The sequence below is a fragment of the Burkholderia sp. RF4-BP95 genome (assembly GCF_001521985.1).
Classification (GTDB): domain Bacteria; phylum Pseudomonadota; class Gammaproteobacteria; order Burkholderiales; family Burkholderiaceae; genus Burkholderia; species Burkholderia diffusa.
Map to the genome: position 1 here is coordinate 36041 of NZ_LOSX01000066.1, position 21393 is coordinate 57433.

The 21393-nt window shown below is 68.2% G+C and carries 20 protein-coding genes; 12 read left to right on the plus strand and 8 right to left on the minus strand.

Annotated features, from left to right (window positions below):
- Positions 1-2: 2 nt before the first annotated feature.
- Positions 3-3149: an efflux RND transporter permease subunit gene (locus WS46_RS21365; protein ID WP_059691668.1), complete on the minus strand. Its 3147-nt coding sequence runs from the start codon at positions 3147-3149 to the stop codon at positions 3-5.
- Positions 3146-4255, minus strand: coding sequence for an efflux RND transporter periplasmic adaptor subunit (locus WS46_RS21370; protein ID WP_059691669.1), 1110 nt, complete (start codon positions 4253-4255; stop codon positions 3146-3148). The genes WS46_RS21365 and WS46_RS21370 overlap by 4 nt, the downstream gene beginning before the upstream one ends.
- A gap of 191 nt (positions 4256-4446) precedes the next feature.
- Here WS46_RS21370 and WS46_RS21375 point away from each other — a divergent pair, with 191 nt between their 5' ends.
- Entirely contained in the window at positions 4447-5067 is a 621-nt protein-coding gene (locus tag WS46_RS21375) for a TetR/AcrR family transcriptional regulator (protein ID WP_059524255.1), read from the plus strand.
- 16 nt (positions 5068-5083) lie between these two features.
- Here the strand turns inward: WS46_RS21375 and WS46_RS21380 are convergent, their stop codons facing one another.
- Together WS46_RS21380 and WS46_RS21385 are read right to left on the minus strand one after the other, a co-directional pair.
- Positions 5084-6817, minus strand: a complete 1734-nt coding sequence (locus tag WS46_RS21380) for a ClcB-like voltage-gated chloride channel protein (RefSeq protein WP_218921275.1) — start codon at positions 6815-6817, stop codon at positions 5084-5086.
- Positions 6818-6931: 114 nt separating this feature from the next.
- The gene (locus WS46_RS21385; protein ID WP_059691670.1) at positions 6932-8008 is read right to left on the minus strand and encodes a YeiH family protein; all 1077 of its coding nucleotides are present in this window, start codon (positions 8006-8008) and stop codon (positions 6932-6934) included.
- Positions 8009-8119: 111 nt separating this feature from the next.
- Here WS46_RS21385 and WS46_RS21390 point away from each other — a divergent pair, with 111 nt between their 5' ends.
- The 8 genes from WS46_RS21390 to WS46_RS21425 all read left to right on the plus strand — a co-directional run bounded on the left by WS46_RS21390 (position 8120) and on the right by WS46_RS21425 (position 15953).
- Positions 8120-9013, plus strand: coding sequence for a LysR family transcriptional regulator (locus WS46_RS21390; RefSeq protein ID WP_059691671.1), 894 nt, complete (start codon positions 8120-8122; stop codon positions 9011-9013).
- A 154-nt stretch (positions 9014-9167) separates the two neighbouring features.
- A complete protein-coding gene (locus WS46_RS21395; RefSeq protein WP_059691672.1) occupies positions 9168-9932 on the plus strand; it encodes a TIM barrel protein in 765 nt (254 codons plus the stop codon).
- A gap of 28 nt (positions 9933-9960) precedes the next feature.
- On the plus strand, positions 9961-10953 hold the full coding sequence (locus WS46_RS21400) for a sugar kinase (protein WP_059691673.1): 993 nt from the start codon (positions 9961-9963) through the stop codon (positions 10951-10953).
- A 163-nt stretch (positions 10954-11116) separates the two neighbouring features.
- On the plus strand, positions 11117-12397 hold the full coding sequence (locus WS46_RS21405; protein ID WP_059524268.1) for an MFS transporter: 1281 nt from the start codon (positions 11117-11119) through the stop codon (positions 12395-12397).
- Positions 12398-12402: 5 nt separating this feature from the next.
- A complete protein-coding gene (locus tag WS46_RS21410) occupies positions 12403-13368 on the plus strand; it encodes an NAD(P)-dependent oxidoreductase (protein ID WP_059691831.1) in 966 nt (321 codons plus the stop codon).
- 322 nt (positions 13369-13690) lie between these two features.
- Positions 13691-14734 (plus strand): LacI family DNA-binding transcriptional regulator, encoded by a 1044-nt coding sequence (locus WS46_RS21415; RefSeq protein WP_059691674.1) that lies wholly within the window; start codon positions 13691-13693, stop codon positions 14732-14734.
- 54 nt (positions 14735-14788) lie between these two features.
- Complete coding sequence (locus tag WS46_RS21420) at positions 14789-15577, plus strand: YhfC family intramembrane metalloprotease (protein WP_059691675.1); 789 nt, start codon at positions 14789-14791, stop codon at positions 15575-15577.
- 13 nt (positions 15578-15590) lie between these two features.
- Complete coding sequence (locus WS46_RS21425) at positions 15591-15953, plus strand: DUF3022 domain-containing protein (protein ID WP_059691676.1); 363 nt, start codon at positions 15591-15593, stop codon at positions 15951-15953.
- Positions 15954-16005: 52 nt separating this feature from the next.
- Here the strand turns inward: WS46_RS21425 and WS46_RS21430 are convergent, their stop codons facing one another.
- Together WS46_RS21430 and WS46_RS21435 are read right to left on the minus strand one after the other, a co-directional pair.
- Positions 16006-16437 (minus strand): PGDYG domain-containing protein, encoded by a 432-nt coding sequence (locus WS46_RS21430; RefSeq protein WP_059691677.1) that lies wholly within the window; start codon positions 16435-16437, stop codon positions 16006-16008.
- A 101-nt stretch (positions 16438-16538) separates the two neighbouring features.
- Positions 16539-17084, minus strand: a complete 546-nt coding sequence (locus WS46_RS21435; RefSeq protein ID WP_059691678.1) for a Spy/CpxP family protein refolding chaperone — start codon at positions 17082-17084, stop codon at positions 16539-16541.
- A gap of 339 nt (positions 17085-17423) precedes the next feature.
- On the opposite strand from WS46_RS21435, the gene WS46_RS21440 reads away from it, so the two are divergent.
- Together WS46_RS21440 and WS46_RS21445 are read left to right on the plus strand one after the other, a co-directional pair.
- Positions 17424-17888: an Lrp/AsnC family transcriptional regulator gene (locus tag WS46_RS21440; protein ID WP_006481526.1), complete on the plus strand. Its 465-nt coding sequence runs from the start codon at positions 17424-17426 to the stop codon at positions 17886-17888.
- 374 nt (positions 17889-18262) lie between these two features.
- The gene (locus WS46_RS21445; RefSeq protein ID WP_040144221.1) at positions 18263-19363 is read left to right on the plus strand and encodes a saccharopine dehydrogenase family protein; all 1101 of its coding nucleotides are present in this window, start codon (positions 18263-18265) and stop codon (positions 19361-19363) included.
- Between the two features lie 106 nt (positions 19364-19469).
- On the opposite strand, the gene WS46_RS21450 is transcribed toward WS46_RS21445, so the two are convergent.
- A complete protein-coding gene (locus tag WS46_RS21450) occupies positions 19470-20087 on the minus strand; it encodes an ATP-binding protein (protein WP_059691679.1) in 618 nt (205 codons plus the stop codon).
- The gene (cydX, locus tag WS46_RS33050; protein ID WP_063888607.1) at positions 20084-20230 is read right to left on the minus strand and encodes a cytochrome bd-I oxidase subunit CydX; all 147 of its coding nucleotides are present in this window, start codon (positions 20228-20230) and stop codon (positions 20084-20086) included. Before cydX ends, WS46_RS21450 begins: the two co-directional genes overlap by 4 nt.
- 179 nt (positions 20231-20409) lie before the next feature.
- Here cydX and corA point away from each other — a divergent pair, with 179 nt between their 5' ends.
- Entirely contained in the window at positions 20410-21387 is a 978-nt protein-coding gene (gene corA, locus WS46_RS21455; protein ID WP_059524542.1) for a magnesium/cobalt transporter CorA, read from the plus strand.
- Positions 21388-21393 lie beyond the last annotated feature (6 nt).

Consider the following 21393-nt stretch of genomic DNA (forward strand, 5'->3'; position numbering starts at 1 on the left):
GATCAGGCTCCCGACGGGGCGGCAGGCGGGCCGTCGTGTGGCGGGCCGTCGCGCGGGTCGCGTTCGTCGCGCTTCACGCGGAACCACGCGGCGTACAGCGCGGGCAGGTAGAACAGCGTCAGCACGGTCGCACTCGTGATCCCGCCCATCAGCGCGGTCGCCATCGGCCCGAAGAAGTTCGAGCGCAACAGCGGGATCAGCGCGAGCACGGCGGCCGCGGCCGTCAGCGTGATCGGGCGGAAGCGCCGCACGGTCGCGCCGACGATCGCGTCGAAGCGGCCGTGGCCGGCCGCGATGTCCTGCTCGATCTGGTCGACGAGGATCACCGAGTTGCGCATGATGATCCCGAACATCGCGATCACGCCGAGCATCGCGACGAAGCCGAACGGCTGCCCGAACAGCAGCAGCGTGCCGACCACGCCGATCAGCCCGAGCGGTGCGGTCAGCACGACCATCAGCACGCGCGAGAAGCTCTGCAGCTGGATCATCAGCAGCGTGAACACGGCGATCGCCATCAGCGGCATCTGCGCGTTGATCGACGTCTGCGCCTTCGCGCTTTCCTCGACCGACCCGCCGATGTTGATCTGGTAGCCGACCGGCAGTTGCGTGCGCAACGCATTCAGCTTGCCGTCGATCGCATGCGTGACATCGATGCCCTGCGCGCCGGCGCGCACGTCGGACTGCACGGTGATGGTCGGCTGGCGATCGCGCTCCCACACCACGCCGTATTCGAGCGCCGGCGTGAAGCGGCCGAGCGAGCCGAGCGGCACGGGGCCGTTCGGCGTCGGCATCGCCAGGCCCGCGAGCTTCGCGGGATCGACGCGATCGGGGCGCGGCGCACGCAGGTCGACCGCGATCAGCTTGTCGCGTTCGCGATACTGCGTGACGGTCGTGCCGGACAGCGTCATCGCGAGGAAGCTCGACACGTCCTGCGACGTGACGTTCAGCGCGCGCGCCTTCTTCTGATCGAGCTCGAAGCGCACCGAGCGCTCGGCCGGCTCATCCCAGTCGAATTGCACGTTCATCGTGCGTGCGTCGCCGCGCATCGTCGCCGCGACCTTCTCGGCGATCGAGCGCACCGTCGCGATGTCGTCGCCGCTCACGCGGAACTGCACGGGGTAGCCGACGGGCGGCCCGTTCTCGAGCCGCGACAGGCGCCAGCGCACGGCCGGGAAGCGGTCGCGCAGCGTGGTCTCGAGCCACGTCGCGAGCTTCTCGCGATCCTCGACGGATTTCGCGGTAACGACGAACTGCGCGAAGTTCGGCAATTGCAGTTGCTGGTCGAGCGGCAGGTAGAAGCGCGGCGCGCCGCTGCCGACGAAATTCACCGAATGGTCGATCTCGGGCCGCTTGTCGAGCACCTTCTCGAGGCGTTCGGTCTCGCGCAGCGTCGCCGCGAACGACGCACCTTCGGGCAGCCGCAGGTCGACCAGCAGCTCGGGGCGATCGGAGCTCGGGAAGAACTGCTGCGGCACGAGCGAGAAACCCATCAGCGCGACGACGAAGAGGGCGCCGGTGATCAGCAGCACGACGAAGCGGCGCTCGATGCACCAGTCGATCCAGCCGCGCAGGCGCGTGTAGAAGCGTGTGTCGTAGATGTCGTGCTCGTGATCGTCCGGCAGGTGCGCTTCGTGCGCGTGCTTCTTGCGCTCGGGCAGCAGGTGGTAGCCGAGCAGCGGAATCAGCACGACGGCCGCGAACCACGACGCGATCAGCGCGATCGCCGACACCTCGAAGATCGAGCGCGTGTACTCGCCGGTGCTCGATTTCGCGAGCGCGATCGGCAGGAAGCCCGACACCGTGACGAGCGTGCCCGTCAGCATCGGGAACGCGGTGCTCGTGTACGCGAACGCGGCGGCGCGCGCGCGGCTGTAGCCCTGTTCGAGCTTCACGGCCATCATCTCGACCGCGATGATCGCGTCGTCGACGAGCAGCCCGAGCGCGAGCACCAGCGTGCCGAGCGACACCTTGTGCAGCCCGATGTCGAACAGGTACATGAACAGGGCCGTGACGGCGAGCACGACCGGAATCGAGATCACGACGACCATCCCGGTGCGCAGGCCGAGCGACACGAGGCTCACGACCAGCACGATCGCGACCGCTTCGGCGACGGCTTCGAGGAAGTCGTCGACCGAATGCGACACCGCATGCGGCATGCTCGACACCAGCGTCAGCGTGAGGCCGGCCGGCAACTGCGCCTGCAGGTCCTTCGATTCGGCGTCGAGCGCCTTGCCGAGCCGGATCACGTCACCGCCCGGCTGCATCGTCACGCCGATGCCGAGCACGGCATGGCCTTGAGTGCGCATTTGCGCGACGGGCGGATCGTCGTAACCGCGCTTCACGGTGGCGAGATCGCCGAGCCGGAACGTGCGGCCGTTGATGCGGATCAGCGTGTCGGCGATCGCGGCGACGTTGTCGAACTGGCCGCTCGGCCGCACGAACACGCGATCGTCGGCGGTCGTGAGCACGCCGGCCGACGAGATGTCGTTCTGCGCGTTGATCGCCTGCCCGAGCTGCTGCGGCGAGATGCCGAGACGCGTGAGCTGCGTGTTGTCGGCCTCGATGAAGATCCGCTGGTCGGGGTCGCCGAAGTAGTCGACCTTGCCGACGCCGGGCACGCGCAGCAGCACCGTGCGCAGCTGGTCCGCGTAGTCGTGGAGTTGCGCGGGCGTGAAGCCGTCGCCTTCGAGCGTCCAGATGTTGGTGTAGACGTCGCCGAACTCGTCGTTGAAGAACGGGCCCTGTACGCCGGGCGGCAGCGTGTAGCCGATGTCGCCGACCTTCTTGCGGATCTGGTACCAGGTCTCGGGCACGTCCTTCACGGGCGCCGAATCCTTCATCGTGAAGAAGATCAGCGATTCGCCGGGCCGCGAATAGCTGCGCAGGAAGTCGATGGCCGGCGTTTCCTGCAGCTTGCGGCCGATCCGGTCGGTCACCTGCTCCTGCACCTGCCGCGCGCTCGCGCCGGGCCAGAACGTGCGGATCACCATCACGCGGAACGTGAACGGCGGGTCTTCGGATTGCGCGAGCCGCGTGTACGCGAGGATGCCCGCGAGCGTCGCGAGCGCGATCAGGTAGACGACCAGCGCCTGATGGCGCAGCGCCCATGCGGACAGATTGAACCGGCCTTCTTCGCGGGGGCCGCTCATGACGCGAATTCCTCCGCATGCAGCGGTGCGATCGGCCGCACCTTCTCGCCCGCGCTGACCGTGTGCACGCCTTGCAGCACGACGCGCTCGCCAGGCTGCAGCCCGCTCGACACGGTGACGGTGCGTTCGTTGAAGCGCGCGACGTCGACGCGGCGCAGTTCGAGCGTGTCGTCCTTCGTGCGCACGACCCACACGGCCGGATGCGGGCCGTCGTGGAACAGCGCGGTCGCGGGCAGCGTGATGCTCGGCGCGTTGCCGGCAATCGGCGCGCCGTCGAACGCGACGGTCGCGGTCATCCCGAGGCGCACGGCCGGATCGGGCGCGGCGAGCGTGAGCTTCACGCGGTAGGTGCGGCTTTGCGGATCGGCGGCCGGCGCGATTTCGCGCACCTTCGCGTCGAACCGGCGGCCCGGCAGCGACGGCAACGTGACGCTCGCCGCGTGCCCGGGCGCGAGCGACGCGAGCGCGGCCTCGGGCACGTCGCTGACGACATCGACGTCGCCCGACCACGCAAGCTGGTAGACGGCCTGGCCGGCCGATACGTTCTGGCCGGTGTCGGCCTGTTCGGCGGTGATGGTGCCCGCGTGATCGGCGACGAGCGTCGCATAGCGGAGCTGGTTCTTCGCGAGCGCGAGCTGCTGCTGCGCCTGGTCGCGCTGCGCGAGCGCGGACGTGTAGCTGTTCTCGGTCTGTTCGAGCTGCGCGGTCGCGATCAGGTTCTCGCGCGCCTGCGCGCGATCGCGGTCGAGCTGCTGCTTCGCGAACGCGAGGCCGTGCGATGCGGCATCGAGCTGCGCATGCGCGCTCGCGGCGTTCTTCTCGACGTCGGACGGATCGAGCAGCGCGACGACCTGGCCGGCCTTGACGGTGTCGCCGAGCCGCACCTTGCGTTCGACGATCTTGCCGGCGATGCGGAACGACAGCGGCGTCGCGTAACGCGGCTGGATCTCGCCGGGCAGCGTGGCGGCCGCCGCGGCGCCGTCGGCGTGCGCGGGCAGCGCGACGACCGGGCGCGGCGCGGGCGGCGCGGCTTCCTTCGGGTGGCAGGCGGCGAGGACGAGCGCGGTGCCGATCAGCAGCACGGCGCGGGAACCGGAGCGATTCACGAAACCCCCAGATGAGGTGAGAACGGAGCGAAGCCGGCAAGCGCGGCGGGCGCTTGCCCCGAGTGGCGCCGGCCCGGCGCGCACGAACACAGTCGAACGAGGTCGTTCGAAAACTGTGGCGGATTCTAATACACACCTGTATCTGAATGCAAAGATGAATCCGAAAGGGAGTTGGTGCTAGACTGCGCGCCATGAAACCACAGCGCTTAACTCGCGAGCAGAGCAGGGACCAGACGCGCGAACGTCTGCTGAATGCCGCGCACCGGATTTTTCTGAAGAAAGGCTATGTCGCCGCGAGCGTCGAGGACATCGCGGCGGCGGCCGGCTATACGCGCGGCGCGTTTTATTCGAATTTCCGCAGCAAGTCGGAACTGCTGCTCGAACTGCTCGAGCGCGACCATGATTCGGTGCGGGCCGATTTCGAGGCGATCTTCGAGGTGGGTGGGCCGCGCGAGCAGATGGAGTCGATGGCGCTCGCGTACTACCGGACGCTGTTTCGCGACGACGAATATTCGCTGCTGTGGGGCGAGGCGAAGCTGCAGGCGGCGCGCGACGCGAAGTTTCGCGTGCGCTTCAACCAGTTCCTGCACGGCAAGCGGCTGCAGATGGCCGAATTCATCCAGCGCTTCGCCGAGCGCGCGGGCACGCCGCTGTTGCTGCCGGCCGAGACGCTCGCGTTCGGGCTGATGTGCCTGTGCGACGGCGTGCAGTCGTACTACACGGCCGATCCGCAACATGTTTCGGCCGACGTGGCCGAATCGGTGCTGGCGGGGTTCTTCGCGCGGGTCGTGCTGGGGCGCGCGCCGGACTGAACGGGCCCCGTACAGCTCAGCGCTCGCCGGTCATCCGCCGGTACGCGTCGAGCAGCGACGTCTTGTAGACGACGCCCGCGAGCGTCGGCTCGGCCTCGCTTTCGATCACCGGCAGCCGTTCGCCCTGGAACGCCATGAAGCGCTCGAGCGCGGTCGCGAGCGGCATGTCGGGCGTGAGCAGCGGAAACGGCGTATGCGCGTAGTGCGCTGCCGTCTTGTCGGTGGTGTCGCGCTTGTCGAGCAGGTCGGACGTGATGTCCTTCAACGCGACCGCGCCGCGGAAGCGCCCGGCGTCGTCGGTCACGTACAGATACTTCACCGGATATTCGAGAAACACGCGCGTCATGTCGGCGACGCTCGCGGTGAGCGGCACGACCGTCTGCGCGGGCTGGATCAGCTCGCGCATCTGGGTGGTGCGCAGCCGCAGCCGTTCCTGCGCGTCCTGGTGGTGGCGCAGCGTGATCTCGTACATCGACGTCGTGCCCGTCGCGCGCGCGACGAAATACGCGAACACGCACGACACCAGCAGCGGCAGCACGACCTGGTAACTGAGCGTCATCTCGAAGATCATCAGGATGGCCATCAGCGGCGCCTGCGTGGCGCCGGCCATGAACGCACCCATTCCGACCATCGCATACGCGAAATACGCGGACGTGTGGCCGGGCCACAGCGCGTTCATCGCGAGCCCGAACAGCGACCCGAACACGGCCCCGACGAACAGCGTCGGCGTGAACACGCCGCCGACCGCGCCCGAGCCGGCGGTCGCGGCGGTCGCGATCACCTTGAACACCAGCACCGCGACGAGCGCCTGCCAGGTCCACGGCGAATGCAGGATCTGGTTCACGACGCTGTAGCCGTTGCCCCACACGTCCGGAATCCACACCGAGATCACGCCGACCACGAGGCCGCCGAGCGCGAGCCGCACCGGCAGCGGCACGGGCAGCCGCTTGAACTGGTTCTTCGACGCATCGAGCAGGTGCAGGAACTGCGGCGCGAGCACGCCGCACAGCGCGCCGAGCACGACGAACAGCAGCACCTCGGGGCCCGTCACGGCCGGGAACACCGGCATCTCGTATGGCGGCCGGTAGCCGGCGAATTCCCGCATCACGATGTTCGCGACGACGGATGCGACGACCATCGGCCCGAAGCTTTCCATCGCGATCGTGCCGAGCACGATTTCGGACACGAAGAACGCGCCGGCGATCGGCGCGTTGTAGGCGGACGTGATGCCGGCCGCCGCGCCGCACGCGACGAGCAGGCGCAGGCGCGGCGGGTCGAAGTGCACGAAGCGGCCGACCAGCGATGCGGCGAGCGCGGCGAGCTGCACCATCGGGCCTTCGCGGCCGATCGAGCCGCCGCTGCCGATCGTCAGCAGCGACGACACGCTGCGCCACAGGCTCTGCCGTACCGGCACGACGCCGTCGCCGAGCGCGACGGCTTCCATGTAGTCGGTGTTGCCGGATTTCCGGACGCCGCGCGTCGCGAGCAGCAGCACGCAGCCGGCGAGGAAGCCGCCCGCGGCCGGCATCCAGAACCGCACGTACCACGGCAGGCTTCGCGCCATCTGCACGAAGCTCCCGCTGTGCCCGGAGATCAGGCGCTGCATCAGGTCGATGCCTTCGCGAAACGCCATCGTGGCGAAGGCGCCGCCGACGCCGACGATGGCCGACCAGATCAGCATCGTATGGGCGTCCGACAGGCGGAACAGCGTCTGGGCGCGAGTGCGCAGCTTCAGCAGGAACGAGAGCACGGCTGAAAGAGGATGGTGAAGTGGGCGAAGGAAAACGACGCGAAGCATAGCACTGCGCCGCGCCCGCGGGACCTTCCCGTCGGGCGCGGCGCGTGTCGCGGCGTGGTGCGCGGCTCAGCCAAGCCAGCGCTGCACGGCCCAGGTGATCCCGTAGCCGCCGGCGATCAGCCAGACGTACAGGATCAGGCCGGTGGTCAGGGCCCGCGGGCCGGCCTCGCGGATCTGCGACACGCGGGTCTCGATGCCGAGCGCGGTCATTGCCATCGTCAGCGCGAAGGTGTCGAGCACGTTCAGCGTGTGCGTGACGTCGGCGGGCAGCACGTTCAGCGAATTGACGATCACGAAGCCGAGGAAGCCGAGCGCGAACCACGGCACCGCCACCTTGCGCTTGCCGTGCGCGCCGTCGGCGCTCGCACCGGCCGGGCGCGCGGAGCGGGCGAGCCACCAGCCGAGCGTGAGCAGCACCGGCACCAGCAGCATCACGCGGGTCATCTTCACGATCGTCGCGACGTGCGCGACCTGCGGGCTGATGTCGCTCGCGGCGCCGACCACCTGCGCGACCTCATGGATCGTGCCGCCGAAGAACAGGCCGAGGCCGGCCGGGTCGAGATTGAGCAGGCCGGCGTGATACGCGAGCGGGTAGAGGAACATCGACAGCGTGCCGAACAGCACCACGCTGCCCACGGCCATCGCGCTCTGATGCGGCTTCGACTGCAGCGTCGATTCGAACGCGAGCACGGCGGCCGCGCCGCAGATCGCGCTGCCGGCGGCGGTCAAGAGCGCCGCGTCGCGATCGAGCTTCATCACCTTCATGCCGACCCAGGTGCCGATCGCGAGCGTGCTGACGACGACCAGCACCGACACCGTCAGGCCCGGCAGGCCGACCTGCGCGATTTCCTGCAGGCTCACGCGCAGGCCGAAGAACGCGACCGCGATGCGCAGCAGCTTGCGCGCGGAAAAATTGACGCCGGCCGCCCAGCTCGTGGGCATGCCGTCGCGCAGCGCGTTGCCGTACAGCGCGCCTGCGACGATGCCGACGATCAGCGGCGACAGGCCGAGCCCGGCGATCGCCGGAAGTTGCGACAGACTGGTGACCGCGGCGGCGAACAGCGCGACGAACAGCACGCCGTTCAACTGGCCGCGCATCGACGGGGCGGCGTGATTGAGATGGGGAGTCGGAGCAGTGGACATGGGGCACCGTGATGAAACGGGTTGCGATGGCTTAATCCTAATTTGGTTATATCGATATGAAAAATTGTGATTTGTGACGTAAACTATCCGGAAATCCGATAATTCACGCTCATGACCCCGGATCAACTGATAACGTTCGCGGCCGTCGCCGAACATCTGAACATCAGCCGCGCTGCCGTCGCGCTGCATCTGTCGCAGCCGGCCGTGTCGGGCCAGCTGCGCCTGCTGCAGGACGAGTTCGGCGAGCCGTTGTACCAGCGCGAGGGCCGCGGCATCCGCCTGACGCCGGTCGGCGAACAGCTCGCGCAGTACGCGAAGGCGCAGCGCGACACGTTCGCGCAGGCGCGCGCGTTCCGCGACGCCGTGCGCGGGCTCGACGCCGGCACGCTGCGGATCGGCGCGAGCACGACGCCCGCCAGCTACCTGCTGCCGTACCTGATCGCGGCGTTTCAGCCGCGCGTGCCGCGGGTGGCGATCCACACGATGAGCGGCAATACGGCCGACGTGGTTGCCACGCTGGCGTCGCTCGACATCGCGATGATCGAAGGGCCGCCCGGCGAGGCGCTGCCGCCCGGCACCGCCGTGCATGCGTGGCACGAGGACGAGATCGTCGCGGTCGTGCCGGCCGGACATCCGCTCGCCGCGCCGGAATACGAAACCGGCGTCACGCTCGACGCACTCGCCGCGCATCCGCTCGTGCTGCGCGAGGAGGGTTCCGGCGTGCGCCAGCTCGTCGAACGCGCGTTCGCGCATGGCGGCGCGCCGATGCGCGTCGCGTTCGAGATCGCGGGCGTCGAGGCCGTGAAGGAGGCCGTGCGCGCGGGGATGGGCGTCGGTTTCGTGTCCGCGATGTCGCTGCGGCACGAGGATGCGGCGCTCGTGCCGCGCTCGCTGGCCCCGGCGCCGCTCACGCGCCATTTCTCGATCCTCGTGCCGCACGGCGCCGCGCCGTCGCGCGTGGCGGCCCAGTTCCTCGACATGTGCATCACGCACGACGACGAATAGGCGCCGACCCGGGTGGTGGAATGCCGGACGCACGTGCGCGGGCGCGCGGCGGCCCGGCCTAGGGATTTCCTCTATGGCGTGCACCGGATGCGAAGCGCAACATCCGTCTCAAGCAAATGGAACCGGTTCCATTCCGGTAAAAAAAAGGGCAGAAATGGCAGACATCGTGATCGTGGCGAGCGCATTCGGGATGGACCGCGTGCGTCAGGAGGGCCACCGTGCATTCATCGCGACCGCGGCCGCATCCGGCGCGACCGGTTTCGAGGTGCGGCGCGAGCTGTTCGCATCGGACGACGACGCGACGCCCGGCGCGCTGGCCGAGCTTGGCGCGGCACTCGCCGCGCACGGGCTGTGGTCGGTCTATTCGACGCCGGCCACGTTGTACACGGAAACCGGCGCGCTCGATGCCGACGCGTTGCGCGACACGCTCGTGGAAGCCGACGCGCTCGGCGCGCGCTTCGTCAAGTTCCAGCTCGGCGGCTTCGCCGGCGACGCGCATGCGTCCGGGATCGTCGCGCTGTCGCGCGGCGCGCGTGCCCGCGTGGTGGTCGAGAACGGCCAGCTGCCGGTGGGTGGCGCGCTCGCTCAATTCAGCGGGCTGTTCGCCGCGTTGACCGACGCGGGCGTGCCCGATGCGCTCGGCATGACGTTCGACATCGGCAACTGGCAGTGGCCGGGCGAAGCGCCGCTCGCGTGCGCGCACGCGCTCGCGCCGCATGTGGAATACATTCATTGCAAGGCAGTCGAGGGCGAGGGCGCGCGCCGTTTCGCGGTGGCGCCGGCGCCGGGCGACACGCTCGTCACGGACGTGCTCGCGGTCCTGCCGCAAGCGGCGCCGCGCGGCATCGAATTCCCGTTCGATGCCGCGGACCTGGCGGGCGATGCTGGCCGGCGCGTGGCGTGGCTCGCCGCCGCGTGACGCAGGAAGGATACGGAGGAATTTACTGATGAAGGCAGCACTCGATGTCGTGACCTACGGCGAAGCGATGGCGATGTTCGTCGCCGCCGAGCCCGGCCACCTCGCGCACGCGTCGCAATTCACGAAACGGATCGCGGGCGCGGACCTGAACGTCGCGATCGGCCTGTCGCGGCTCGGCTTCCGGGTCGGCTGGATGAGCCGGGTGGGCCGCGATTCGTTCGGCGGTTACGTGCTCGACACGCTCGCGCGCGAAGGCATCGACGCGTCGTGCGTGATCGTCGACCCGCGCTATCCGACCGGGTTTCAGCTGAAATCGCGCAACGACGACGGCAGCGACCCGACCGTCGAATATTTCCGCAAGGGCTCGGCCGCGAGCCACCTGTCGTGCGACGACTACGTGGCCGACTACGTGCTCGGCGCGCGTCACCTGCACTTGACGGGCGTCGCGCCGGCGATCTCCGCGACGTCGTGCGAACTCGCGTTCCAGCTGGCGCGCGAGATGCGCGCGGCGGGCAAGACGATCTCGTTCGACCCGAACCTGCGCCCGACGCTGTGGCCGTCCGCCGACGTGATGGCGAAGACGCTGAACGCGCTCGCGACGCTCGCCGACTGGGTGCTGCCGGGCCTGGCCGAAGGGCAGCAGCTCACCGGGCACGACACGCCCGCCGACATCGCGGGCTTCTATCTGGCACAGGGCGCGCGCGGCGTGGTGATCAAGCTCGGCGCCGAGGGCGCGTACTTTCGCACGGCCGACGGCCGCGAGGGCACGGTCGCGGGCGAGCGCGTCGCGAACGTGGTCGACACGGTCGGCGCCGGCGACGGCTTCGCGGTCGGCGTGGTCAGCGCGCTGCTGGAAGGCCGGTCCGTCGAGCAGGCGGTCGCGCGCGGCAACCGCATCGGGGCGCTCGCGATCCAGGTGATCGGCGATTCGGAAGGCCTGCCGACCCGCGAGGCACTCGATCGGCTCGAAAACGTCAGCAATCGAGCCGATCGCTTAGAGGAAAGCGTCACCGCGCAATGAGAGGCCGGACACGGCACAATCCGCGGACCCATTTCGTGCTTCGCGCACGGTTTTGCATGAGGCCGGAGCAGGCGCCGATGCGCCGACGCCGGTCGATTCCCGAAAGGACGGGACGGGAGCAAGCGCTCGAGCGCCCGCTCCGGTCCACCCAGGAGACACTCTGATGGCAGCCAATCTCGCAGCACGACGCTGGTGGACGATCATGCCGATCGTCTTCATCACGTACAGCCTCGCTTACCTCGACCGCGCGAACTATGGGTTCGCGGCAGCGGCCGGCATCAACCAGGACCTCGGGATCAGCAAGGGCCTGTCGTCGCTGATCGGCGCGCTGTTCTTCCTCGGCTACTTCTTCTTCCAGATTCCGGGCGCGATCTATGCGGAGCGCCGCAGCGTCAAGAAGCTCGTGTTCGCCAGCCTCGTGCTGTGGGGCGCTTGCGCGGCGCTCACGGGCGTCGTCACCAACATCCCGTCGCTGATGGCGATCCGCTTCATGCTCGGCGTGGTCGAAGCGGCCGTGATGCCGGCGATGCTCATCTACATCAGCAACTGGTTCACGAAGAACGAGCGCTCGCGCGCGAACACGTTCCTGATCCTCGGCAACCCGGTCACCGTGCTGTGGATGTCGATCGTGTCGGGCTATCTCGTGCACGAATTCGGCTGGCGCCACATGTTCATCGCCGAAGGCGTGCCGGCCATCATCTGGGCCGTGTGCTGGTGGTTCCTCGTGCAGGACAAGCCGGCCGATTCGCCGTGGCTCACCGCGCAGGAAAAGAGCGACCTCGATGCCGCGCTCGCGGCCGAACAGGCGGCGATCAAGCCCGTGCGCAACTACGGCGAGGCGTTCCGGTCGCCGGCGGTGATCAAGCTGTGCGCGCAATACTTCTGCTGGAGCATCGGCGTGTACGGCTTCGTGCTGTGGCTGCCGTCGATCGTCAAGAACGGCTCCGAGCTCGGCATGGTCGCGACCGGCTGGCTGTCGGCGATGCCGTACCTCGCGGCGACGATCGCGATGCTGGTCGCGTCGTGGGCGTCCGACAAGGTCGGGTCGCGCCGCGGCTTCGTGTGGCCGTTCCTGCTTGTCGGCGCGGCTGCGTTCGCCGCGTCGTATGCGCTCGGCTCGTCGCATTTCTGGATCTCGTACGCGCTGCTGGTCGTCGCGGGCGCCGCGATGTACGCGCCGTACGGCCCGTTCTTCGCGATCGTCCCGGAGCTGCTGCCGAAGAACGTCGCCGGCGGCGCGATGGCGCTGATCAACAGCATGGGCGCGCTCGGCTCGTTCGTCGGCTCGTACTTCGTCGGCTATCTGAACGGGGCGACCGGGTCGCCAGTCGCATCGTACGCGTTCATGAGCGCCGCGCTCGTGGCCGCGGTGATCCTCACGCTGTCCGTCAAACCCCAGGCGCGCGATGCGCACCCGCTCGCGACGCCGCTGCAAGGAAAATGAAAACGATGAAGCCTCGTATCGTCGCGTACAAGCCGCTGCCCGATGACGTGCTCGCGTATCTGCGCGAGCATGCGGAAGTCGTGCAGGCCGACGGCGCCGACGCGCTCGCCGCTGCCCTCGGCGACGCGGACGGCGCGATCGGCGCGAGCCTGAAGGTCACGCCGCAGATGCTCGATCGCGCCCCGCGGCTGAAGGCCTGGTCGACGATCTCGGTCGGCTACGACAACTTCGACGTCGCGGATCTCACGCGGCGCGGCATCGTGCTCGCGCATACGCCCGACGTGCTGACGGAATCGACCGCCGATACCGTGTTTTCGCTGATCCTCGCGTCCGCGCGGCGTGTGGTCGAACTGGCGGAGTGGGTGAAGGCCGGCCACTGGCATCGCAGCATCGGCCCCGATCTGTACGGCACCGACGTGCAGGGCAAGACGCTCGGCATCGTCGGGCTCGGGCGGATCGGCGGCGCGGTCGCGCGCCGCGCGGCGCTCGGCTTCCGGATGCAGGTGCTGTACACGAATCGTTCCGCGCATGCCGAAGCCGAGACCCAGTATGGAGCCCGTCGCGTGACGCTCGACGAATTGCTCGCGCAGTCGGACTTCGTGTGCCTGCAGGTGCCGCTGTCGCCGGAAACGCGTCACCTGATCGGAGAGGCCGAATTCGCGAAGATGAAGCGCGGCGCGATCCTGATCAACGCATCGCGCGGGCCGGTGGTCGACGAGGCCGCGCTGGTCGGCGCGCTGCGCGCGGGCACGATCCGCGGCGCGGGGCTCGACGTGTTCGAGAAGGAGCCGTTGCCGGCGGATTCGCCGCTGCTGCGGATGAACAATGTCGTCGCGCTGCCGCATATCGGCTCGGCGACGCACGAGACGCGCCATGCGATGGCGCGCTGCGCCGCGGAAAACCTGGTCGGCGCGCTGGCCGGCACGCTGCGCACGAACCTCGTCAATCCCGACGCGCTCGCGCGCGTCTGAGCGTGGGCGGTCGGCCGGCGGGGCCGCCGGCCGGGTTAGAGGCGATGGTCTTGGTACGGGAGGGCAGGCTGCGTTATGATCGCCCGCTCGTCGCATCGACGACCCGGCCACGCGGCCGGCGGCGTTCGGCGGCGGGCATCCGTGCCAGGTCCGGTGCGGCCGATCGCCGTGCGTTTCAGGCGACCGGAGCGGGCGCGAACGCGCCGGCTTCGATCGACCGCGAAGCAGGGGGGCGGCGGCGTCCGCCGGGTGGCTTTCGTATCCAACAACAAAGGTCCGTTCGCACACGAAGCGGCGCGGATCGTACGTCGCGAGGCACGACTTGAGCGATTCGCAACCTTCCACGCAGCGTCCGGCGACGATCAGCGACGTCGCACGCGAAGCCGGCACGGGCAAGACCAGCGTTTCGCGCTATCTGAACGGCGAGACGCACGTGCTGTCCGCCGATCTGCGCCAGCGGATCGAGGCGGCGATCGCGCGCCTCAACTACCGGCCGAACCAGATGGCGCGCGGGCTGAAGCGCGGCCGCAACCGGCTGCTCGGCATGCTCGCGGCCGACCTGACCAATCCGTATACCGTCGAAGTGCTGCAGGGCGTCGAGGCCGCGTGCCACGCGCTCGGCTACATGCCGCTCATCTGTCACGCGGCCAACGAGGTCGAGATGGAGCGGCGCTTCCTGCAGCTGCTCACGACCTACCGGGTCGAAGGGCTGATCGTCAACGCGCTCGGCGCCGAGGAAGACGTGCTGCGCCCGCTGCGCGGCGCCGGCATTCCGGCCGTGCTCGTCGACCGGACGGTCGAGGGCTTCGAGGCCGACCTGATCGGGCTCGACAATACCGAGGCGATCGAGACGGCGATCGCGCACCTGGTCGCGCGCGGCTTCGATGCGATCCATTTCGTCGTGCAGCCGTTCGAGCGCGTCAGCTCGCGGCGCCTGCGCGAGGCCGCGTTTCGCGCGGCGCTCGACGCGCGCGGACTGCCGGTGCCGCCGACGATCGTGCTCGACCTGAACGAGCCCGCCGCGGCCGCGGCGGCGCTTGCCGACGTCGACGCGCGCATCGACGACGCGGCGCGGCGCGGCGTGCGTGCGGCGCTGTTCGCCGCCAACGCGCCGGTCGCGCTCGCGATCGCGCGCCATCTGCGCGCGCGTTTCGGCGCGGCGTGGCAGGAAAAGGCCGCGTTGCTGTCGATCGACGATCCGGAGTGGGCCGAGCTGATCGGCATCACGACCATTCGTCAGCCGACCTACGAGATCGGCTACAAGGCCGTCGAATTCGTGCACGAGCGCATCGACGGCGCGGCCGGCGACGTGCGCGTCGCATTGCTGCCGGGCGAGCTGATTGCGCGCGCGTCGACCGCAAGCTGAGTATCATTCGGGGCACGCGGCGCGTCAGGTGCGCTGCCCCGAACAAGGAAATTCATGACTGTCGCTCCCGTCACGCTGGCGGTGCTGATCGCCGCCACGCTGATCATCGCGCTACTGCCGTTCGTTCTCTTCCGTCTCCTGCGCAAGCCACTTTCGCTCGACCGCCGCGACACGATCGTCGGTGTCGCCGTCTTCACGCTGTTCGCGATGATCGTCGAACGCGCATTCCATGGCCTCGTGCTGAGCCAGACGCCCGCCGGCGGCTGGCTCACGCAGCCGCTCGCATTCGTCGCATACAGCGCGCTCGCGACCGCCGTGTTCGAAGAGGTCGGCCGCTATCTCGGGGTCCGGTTCCTCAGCCGGCGCTACGGCGCGTCGGCCGGCGACGGGCGCGGCATCGGCTACGGGATCGGCCATGCCGGCGCCGAAGCCTGGTTCGTCGGCGTGCTCGTATGGGGCCAGTGGTCGTATCTCGCGTGGCTCGCGAGCCGCGGCCAGCTCGAGACGCAGCTCGCGGACCTGCCGGGCGATACCGTCGTGCGGCTGCACGTGATGCTGGCGACCTTGTCGGCACAGTCGATGCTGCTGTTGCTGCTCGAGCGCTGCTCGGCGTTCGTGGTGCAACTCGCGCTGTCGGTGCTGGTCTGGCGCGGTGTGCGCGCCGGCCGCGCGGGCGTGCTGCCGCTCGCGATCGTGCTGCATGCGCTGGCGGTCGCTCCGGCGCTGCTGTATCAGGTGCGCGTGCTGCCGGCCGGATCGCTCGAGGCCGTGTATTTCGTACTGGCCGCGATCCTGGTCGCCGTGCTGGTGAAGACGTGCCGGTCGCCGCGTGCGGCGGCCTGACGGGAGAGGCGGAATGGACGACTATCTGATCGAATGCCAGAGCGCCGAATTCGACGCGCTCGCGCGCGTGATCTGCGATCTCTTTCCGGAGCAGACGCGCTTTGCCGAAAGCAGCGACGCACGCGGGCGTTTCCTGTCCGTGCAGTGGCTCGCGATGCGTTTCGGTTCGACGCCGAAACGGATGACGCTCGACATCCGCATCGTGCCGGCCGCGCTGGCGCGTTATCTGGCGCTCCGGCCGATGCAGCGCGCCCGCAGCCATGCGGTGCTGCATGCGTACACGGAAGCGATGCTGGGCTCGCTCGAGGAGCGGCACGCGGCCGGCGAGGCTGTCGAGCGCGATGCGGAACTCGAACTCGACGAAGACTTTGCCTGAACGTTGACGTGAACGCGCGCGCCGGCGCGATGCCGGCGTCGCGCGCGACGCGTTACGCGTCGCGGTAGACCTGCGCGAAACGCTGCGCCTGGACGACGCCGTAGTCGCCGGGCGCATACTGCATCACCCAGTCGCCGGCGACGCCGCACAGCGTGTCGCCGTTTTCCGAGCGGGCGATCGTGAACGGCTCGTCCATCCGGCGGGCGAGCACGACGGCCGGCCGGTTCCGGTAGGCGCCCGGCGCACCGTGCGCGAGTGCCGGATCGGCGGGCAGGTATTTCGCGTCGAAGCGTGCGCGCGACACGACCCAGCGGTCGCCGGTCGAGCCGGTGATCAGCGCGTCGCCCGCGACATAGCGGTTCGGGCCTTCGAGGCTCATCAGTTCGCCGTCGGCCTCCGCGAATGCGACCGTGACGGTTTCGTCCTTCACGACGCGACGGGCCTGCGGGTCGGTACGCAGATCGATGTGCTTGAGTTCGAGCATGGCGGGGGGAAGTGCGGGAAAAGCCGGCAGCTTATCCCGAATCCGGCGCGCCGTGTGACGCACCGAATTCCTGCGGGATGCGCGACGCCGGCGCGCGGACGTCAGGGTTGTGCGGGCGCGCTTGCAGCCGGCGCGGCGGCCGCCTTGCCTTCCTTGCTCCTGGCCTTGCCCTTGCCGCGGTGTTCGCCGCCGTGATGCAGCCAGCTGCGGAACGTCGTGTCGGCGAGGGCCTTCTGGTCGGCCGGGAAGCTCTCGTAGAGCGGCGCGAATGCGTCGGCGAGCTTCTTCGCGCCGTCCGCGTTCGCCTGCGCGAGTTCCGCGTACTGCTTCATGTCGTCGACCGCGGATACGTTCCGGCTTTCCATCCGCGTGCGATAGAGGCGGCCCATCGTGTCGCCGTTTTCACGCATCGTGTCGGCGAACGTCTTCCATTGCGGCTCCTGCGCCGACGTGATCTTCAGCTGATCGTGCAGGTACTTGATGCGTTGCTCGATGCGCGCTTCGTGGCGCGCCGCGCGCTGTTCGGCGCTCGGGGCCGATGCGGCCGTCGCCGTCGCCGGAGCGGGCGTTTGCGGTTGCGGCGGCGTTTGCGCGAATGCGCTGGCCGCAACGGCGAGCGTGGCGAGGGTGAGCGAGATTTTCTTCATGGTTGGCTCTCCGGGGTGGTGTCGTGCGAGCGGGCGCGGCGGCCGATGCCGCGAGCGCCGAACTCTTGTCACCCGATATTAGTAGCACGTCGCCTGAAACGCGACAGCGAAAGCGACACTTGCTTACATCCGATACGAATCGAAATTGAAAGGGACACAGCGGGCGGGCGACGATCAACGGCGTTCGATCGACACGTCGGACGCGGCACGCGAACGAGGCGGGCGATGCGAACGCGTGAGCCCGTGACCGCGTGCGATGCCGTTTGGGCGCACCGGCGTTCGGCGCTATCATCGCGTCACGTTCCATTTCGCCGGCGCGTTGCACGCCGGCCCAGCCTCATGCGTCCACCTCGCCTCGACCAACTCGACGACCTCGACCGGCAACTCGTCGCGCTGCTGCAAGCGGATGCGCGCGCAAGCGTCGCCGATCTCGCGCGACAGCTCGACGTCGCACGCACGACGGTCGTCGCGCGCATCGCGCGGCTCGAGCGCACCAACGTGATCGCCGGATACAGCGTGCGGCTCGGACAGGACGTGCTCGATGCAAGCATTTATGCGTACGTCGGCATCATCCTCACGCCGAAGTTCGGCAAGGACGTGCTGCGCAAGCTCGACCGGATGCCCGAGGTGCAGCTGTTGTGCGCGGTGAGCGGCGAATACGACTATGTCGCATGGCTGCGTGCGGATTCGCCGGAGCGGCTCAACGATCTGCTCGACCAGATCGGCACGCTCGAAGGCGTCGAGCGCACGACGACGTCGATCATCCTGTCGCGCAAGATCGATCGCGGCACGATCGGCGGATGACGTATCGCGTGCTGTGTCGCGATGTGACATCGCGGCGCGTTTCGATTCGTCGCGCCGGTTTTTCTTCCTTTCCCTTTTCCTGATACCCGCCGACGGCGCGCGCCGCGGGGCGGGGCGTTGCCTCGCGCATCTTCCTCCTTGCATGTTCCTTCGTGCCCGTCCAAACGCGCCCATCGCGGCCCGTTTGCGGCGCGTCATATACGCGATTTTTAGACGATTTGGTCGTTGTGACGAAATCCGTCGTCATATCGTCGAATTAAACGGTCGTTTCGCATCATTCTTCGTCTTGGAACTGATTTTGCGCGTCCCTAAACTGTGTTCATGGCTCGACGCCGTACACACCAACACCAAACTCATCATCAGGAGATAAGCGCATGAAAATCGCCATCGTCGGCGCAGGTCTGATCGGCCACACCATTGCTCACATGCTGCGTGAAACGGGCGACTACGAAGTGGTCGCGTTCGACCGCGACGCGGATGCGCTCGCTAAGCTGTCGCGTGAAGGCATCGCGACGCAACGTGTCGATTCGGCCGACGCCAATGCGATCCGTGAAGCCGTGAAGGGCTTCGATGCGCTCGTCAACGCGCTGCCGTATTACCTCGCGGTCAACGTCGCCGCGGCGGCCAAGGCTGCCGGCGTCCATTACTTCGATTTGACCGAAGACGTGCGTGCGACCCACGCGATCCGCGAACTGGCGGACGGTTCGGACCGCGCGTTCATGCCGCAATGCGGCCTCGCGCCGGGCTTCATCGGCATCGCCGCACACGAGCTCGTGAACGGCTTCAGCGAAGTGCGCGACGTGAAGATGCGCGTCGGCGCGCTGCCCGAGTATCCGACCAACGCGCTGAAGTACAACCTGACGTGGAGCGTCGACGGCCTGATCAACGAATACTGCCAGCCGTGCGAAGCGATCCGCGACGGCCGCAAGCAGTGGGTGCAGCCGCTCGAAGGCCTCGAGCACTTCTCGCTCGACGGCACCGAATACGAAGCGTTCAACACGTCGGGCGGCCTGGGCACGCTGTGCGAAACGCTGTCGGGCAAGGTCGAGACGCTCGACTACAAGTCGGTGCGCTATCCGGGCCACCGCGAACTCGTGCAGTTCCTGCTCGAGGACCTGCGCCTGTCGAGCGACCGCGACACGCTGAAGTCGATCATGCGCCGCGCGGTGCCGTCGACGAAGCAGGACGTCGTGCTCGTGTTCGTCACGGTGACGGGCGTGAAGGACGGCCAGCTCGTGCAGGACGTATTCACGCGCAAGATTTTCGCGAAGGACGTGTGCGGGATGCACATGAGCGCGATCCAGATCACGACGGCCGGCGCGATGTGCGCGGTGCTGGATCTGTTCCGCGAAAAGAAGCTGCCGCAGAGCGGTTTCATCCCGCAGGAAAAGGTGTCGCTGAAGGCGTTCCTCGCGAACCGCTTCGGCAAACTGTACGAAGGCGGCACGATGGAGCGCGTGCACGAAGTCGCCTGACGATCGGTCTCCGGCACGAGGACCGTGCGACGCCGGGAGCGCAACAGCGCTTCCGGCGTTTTTTTTAGCGCGTCGCGGCGGGGAAGAGCAGGGCGGTGCGCGCCGCTCAGGCGGGCAGCGGCGGGACGATCGTTGCCTGCGGCGCCGGCGGTGCGATGCGGTACAGCAGCGCATCGATGTCCGCGTCGGACGGCGCGGTGTTGTCGAACATCACGATGCCGTCGCATTCGTGACCGGTCGGCACGAAGCGGCGTTGCCGGTATTCGTCCCAATGCGCGAGCTTGTATGCGTCGTTCGGATTGCCGCGCGCGACGATCCGCTGGTGCGCGACGTCTTCCGCGGTATGGACCCACACGACTGTCAGCACGACGTCCGGCCCGATGCCGAGCCACGTGCGGTCGAGGATGCGCCGATCACGCACTTCGCGCGACAGCGGGCCGACCACGAGCACGCCGATGCCGAGCGCGAGGTTCTCGCGGGCCGTGTCGAGCAGGCCCTGGTATTCGGGATCGCGCAGGTGCTTCAGGTAGAGCGGGCTGTCGCGATCGTTCGGATCGGAGGTGAGGGCGCCCATCGCGGCCGAACTGTAGCGGCCGTAGAGCGTGTCCTTGTCGAGCAGGCAGAAGGCTTCGCCGGTCGCGCGCATCAGCGGCCTGATCAGCCGCTTCGCGAGCGTGGTCTTGCCGGTGCCGGCATGACCGCAGAAGAAAACCAGGTGCGTCACGAATACCGGCCCCCCGGATCACCGCGCGACGCGTCGCTGCGCTTGTCGCCGCGCGGGAAGACTTCCGCCTCCAGCCACATCGCGTTGATGATGCCGAAGCCGAGCGCCACGCCGATGCCGAGTATCCACGAGAAATACCACATGGGTTTGTCTCCTTGACGGTTGGGCCGCACGGCCGTGCCGTGCGTCTGTCGAAGCGATGTCGTGCGCGTGCCGCGTCGCACGCAGTCCGATCATGACCAATATCGGCGTGTCGCGCAAGCCGGGCCGCCCGCGCGTCAAACCGGTAAACTGATGCGAAAACTGCAACATGACGGACAACATGCTGATCAACTGTGCTGCATACCAGGACGGCCGCAAGCTGGCGGAAATCGATATCGACGCCATCAGCGACTACGTGTCGAAGCCCGAGTGTTTCGTGTGGGTCGCGCTGAAGGATCCGACGCCGGACGAGATCGACCTGATGGGCGAGGAATTCGGGCTGCACGAGCTCGCGCTCGAGGATGCCCGCAAGGGGCATCAGCGGCCGAAGATCGAGGAGTACGGCGATTCGCTGTTCGCGGTGCTGCATATGGTCGAGCTCGACGACGACGGCGAATTCAAGGTCGGCGAGCTGAACGTGTTCGTCGGCCCGAACTACGTGCTGTCGATCCGCAACCATACCGAGCAGGACTTCCGAGACGTGCGCAAGCGCTGCGAGCGCGAGCCGCATCTGCTGCAGGAAGGGTCGGCGTTCGTGTTCTATGCGCTGATGGATCAGGTCGTCGACCGCTATTTCCCGATCCTCGAGACGCTCGGCAACGAGCTCGAGGAACTCGAGGACCGCATCTTCACCAAGGCCTCGCCCGCGTCGTCGCGCGCGATCATCGAGGATCTCTATTCGCTGAAACGCCGGCTCGTGACGCTGCACCAGCACACGGCGCCGCTGATCGAGCCGCTCGCGAAGCTCACCGGCGGGCGCATTCCGCAGGTCTGCAGCGGGATGCAGCATTACTTCCGCGACGTGTACGACCACCTGCAGCGGATCGTGAAGACGATCGAAGGGCGGCGCGAGATGGTCGTGACCGCGATCCAGGTCAACCTAGGGATGATTTCGCTCTCGGAGAACGAGGTGACCAAGCGGCTCGGTTCGTTCGCCGCGCTGTTCGCGATACCGACGATGATCGCCGGCATTTACGGGATGAACTTCGCGAACATGCCCGAACTGCACCTCAAGTACGGCTTCTACGGCTGCATCGCGGTGATGGTCGCCGCCGATCTCGCGTTGTGGTGGCGCTTCAAGCGGGCGGGGTGGCTGTAGCCGGGG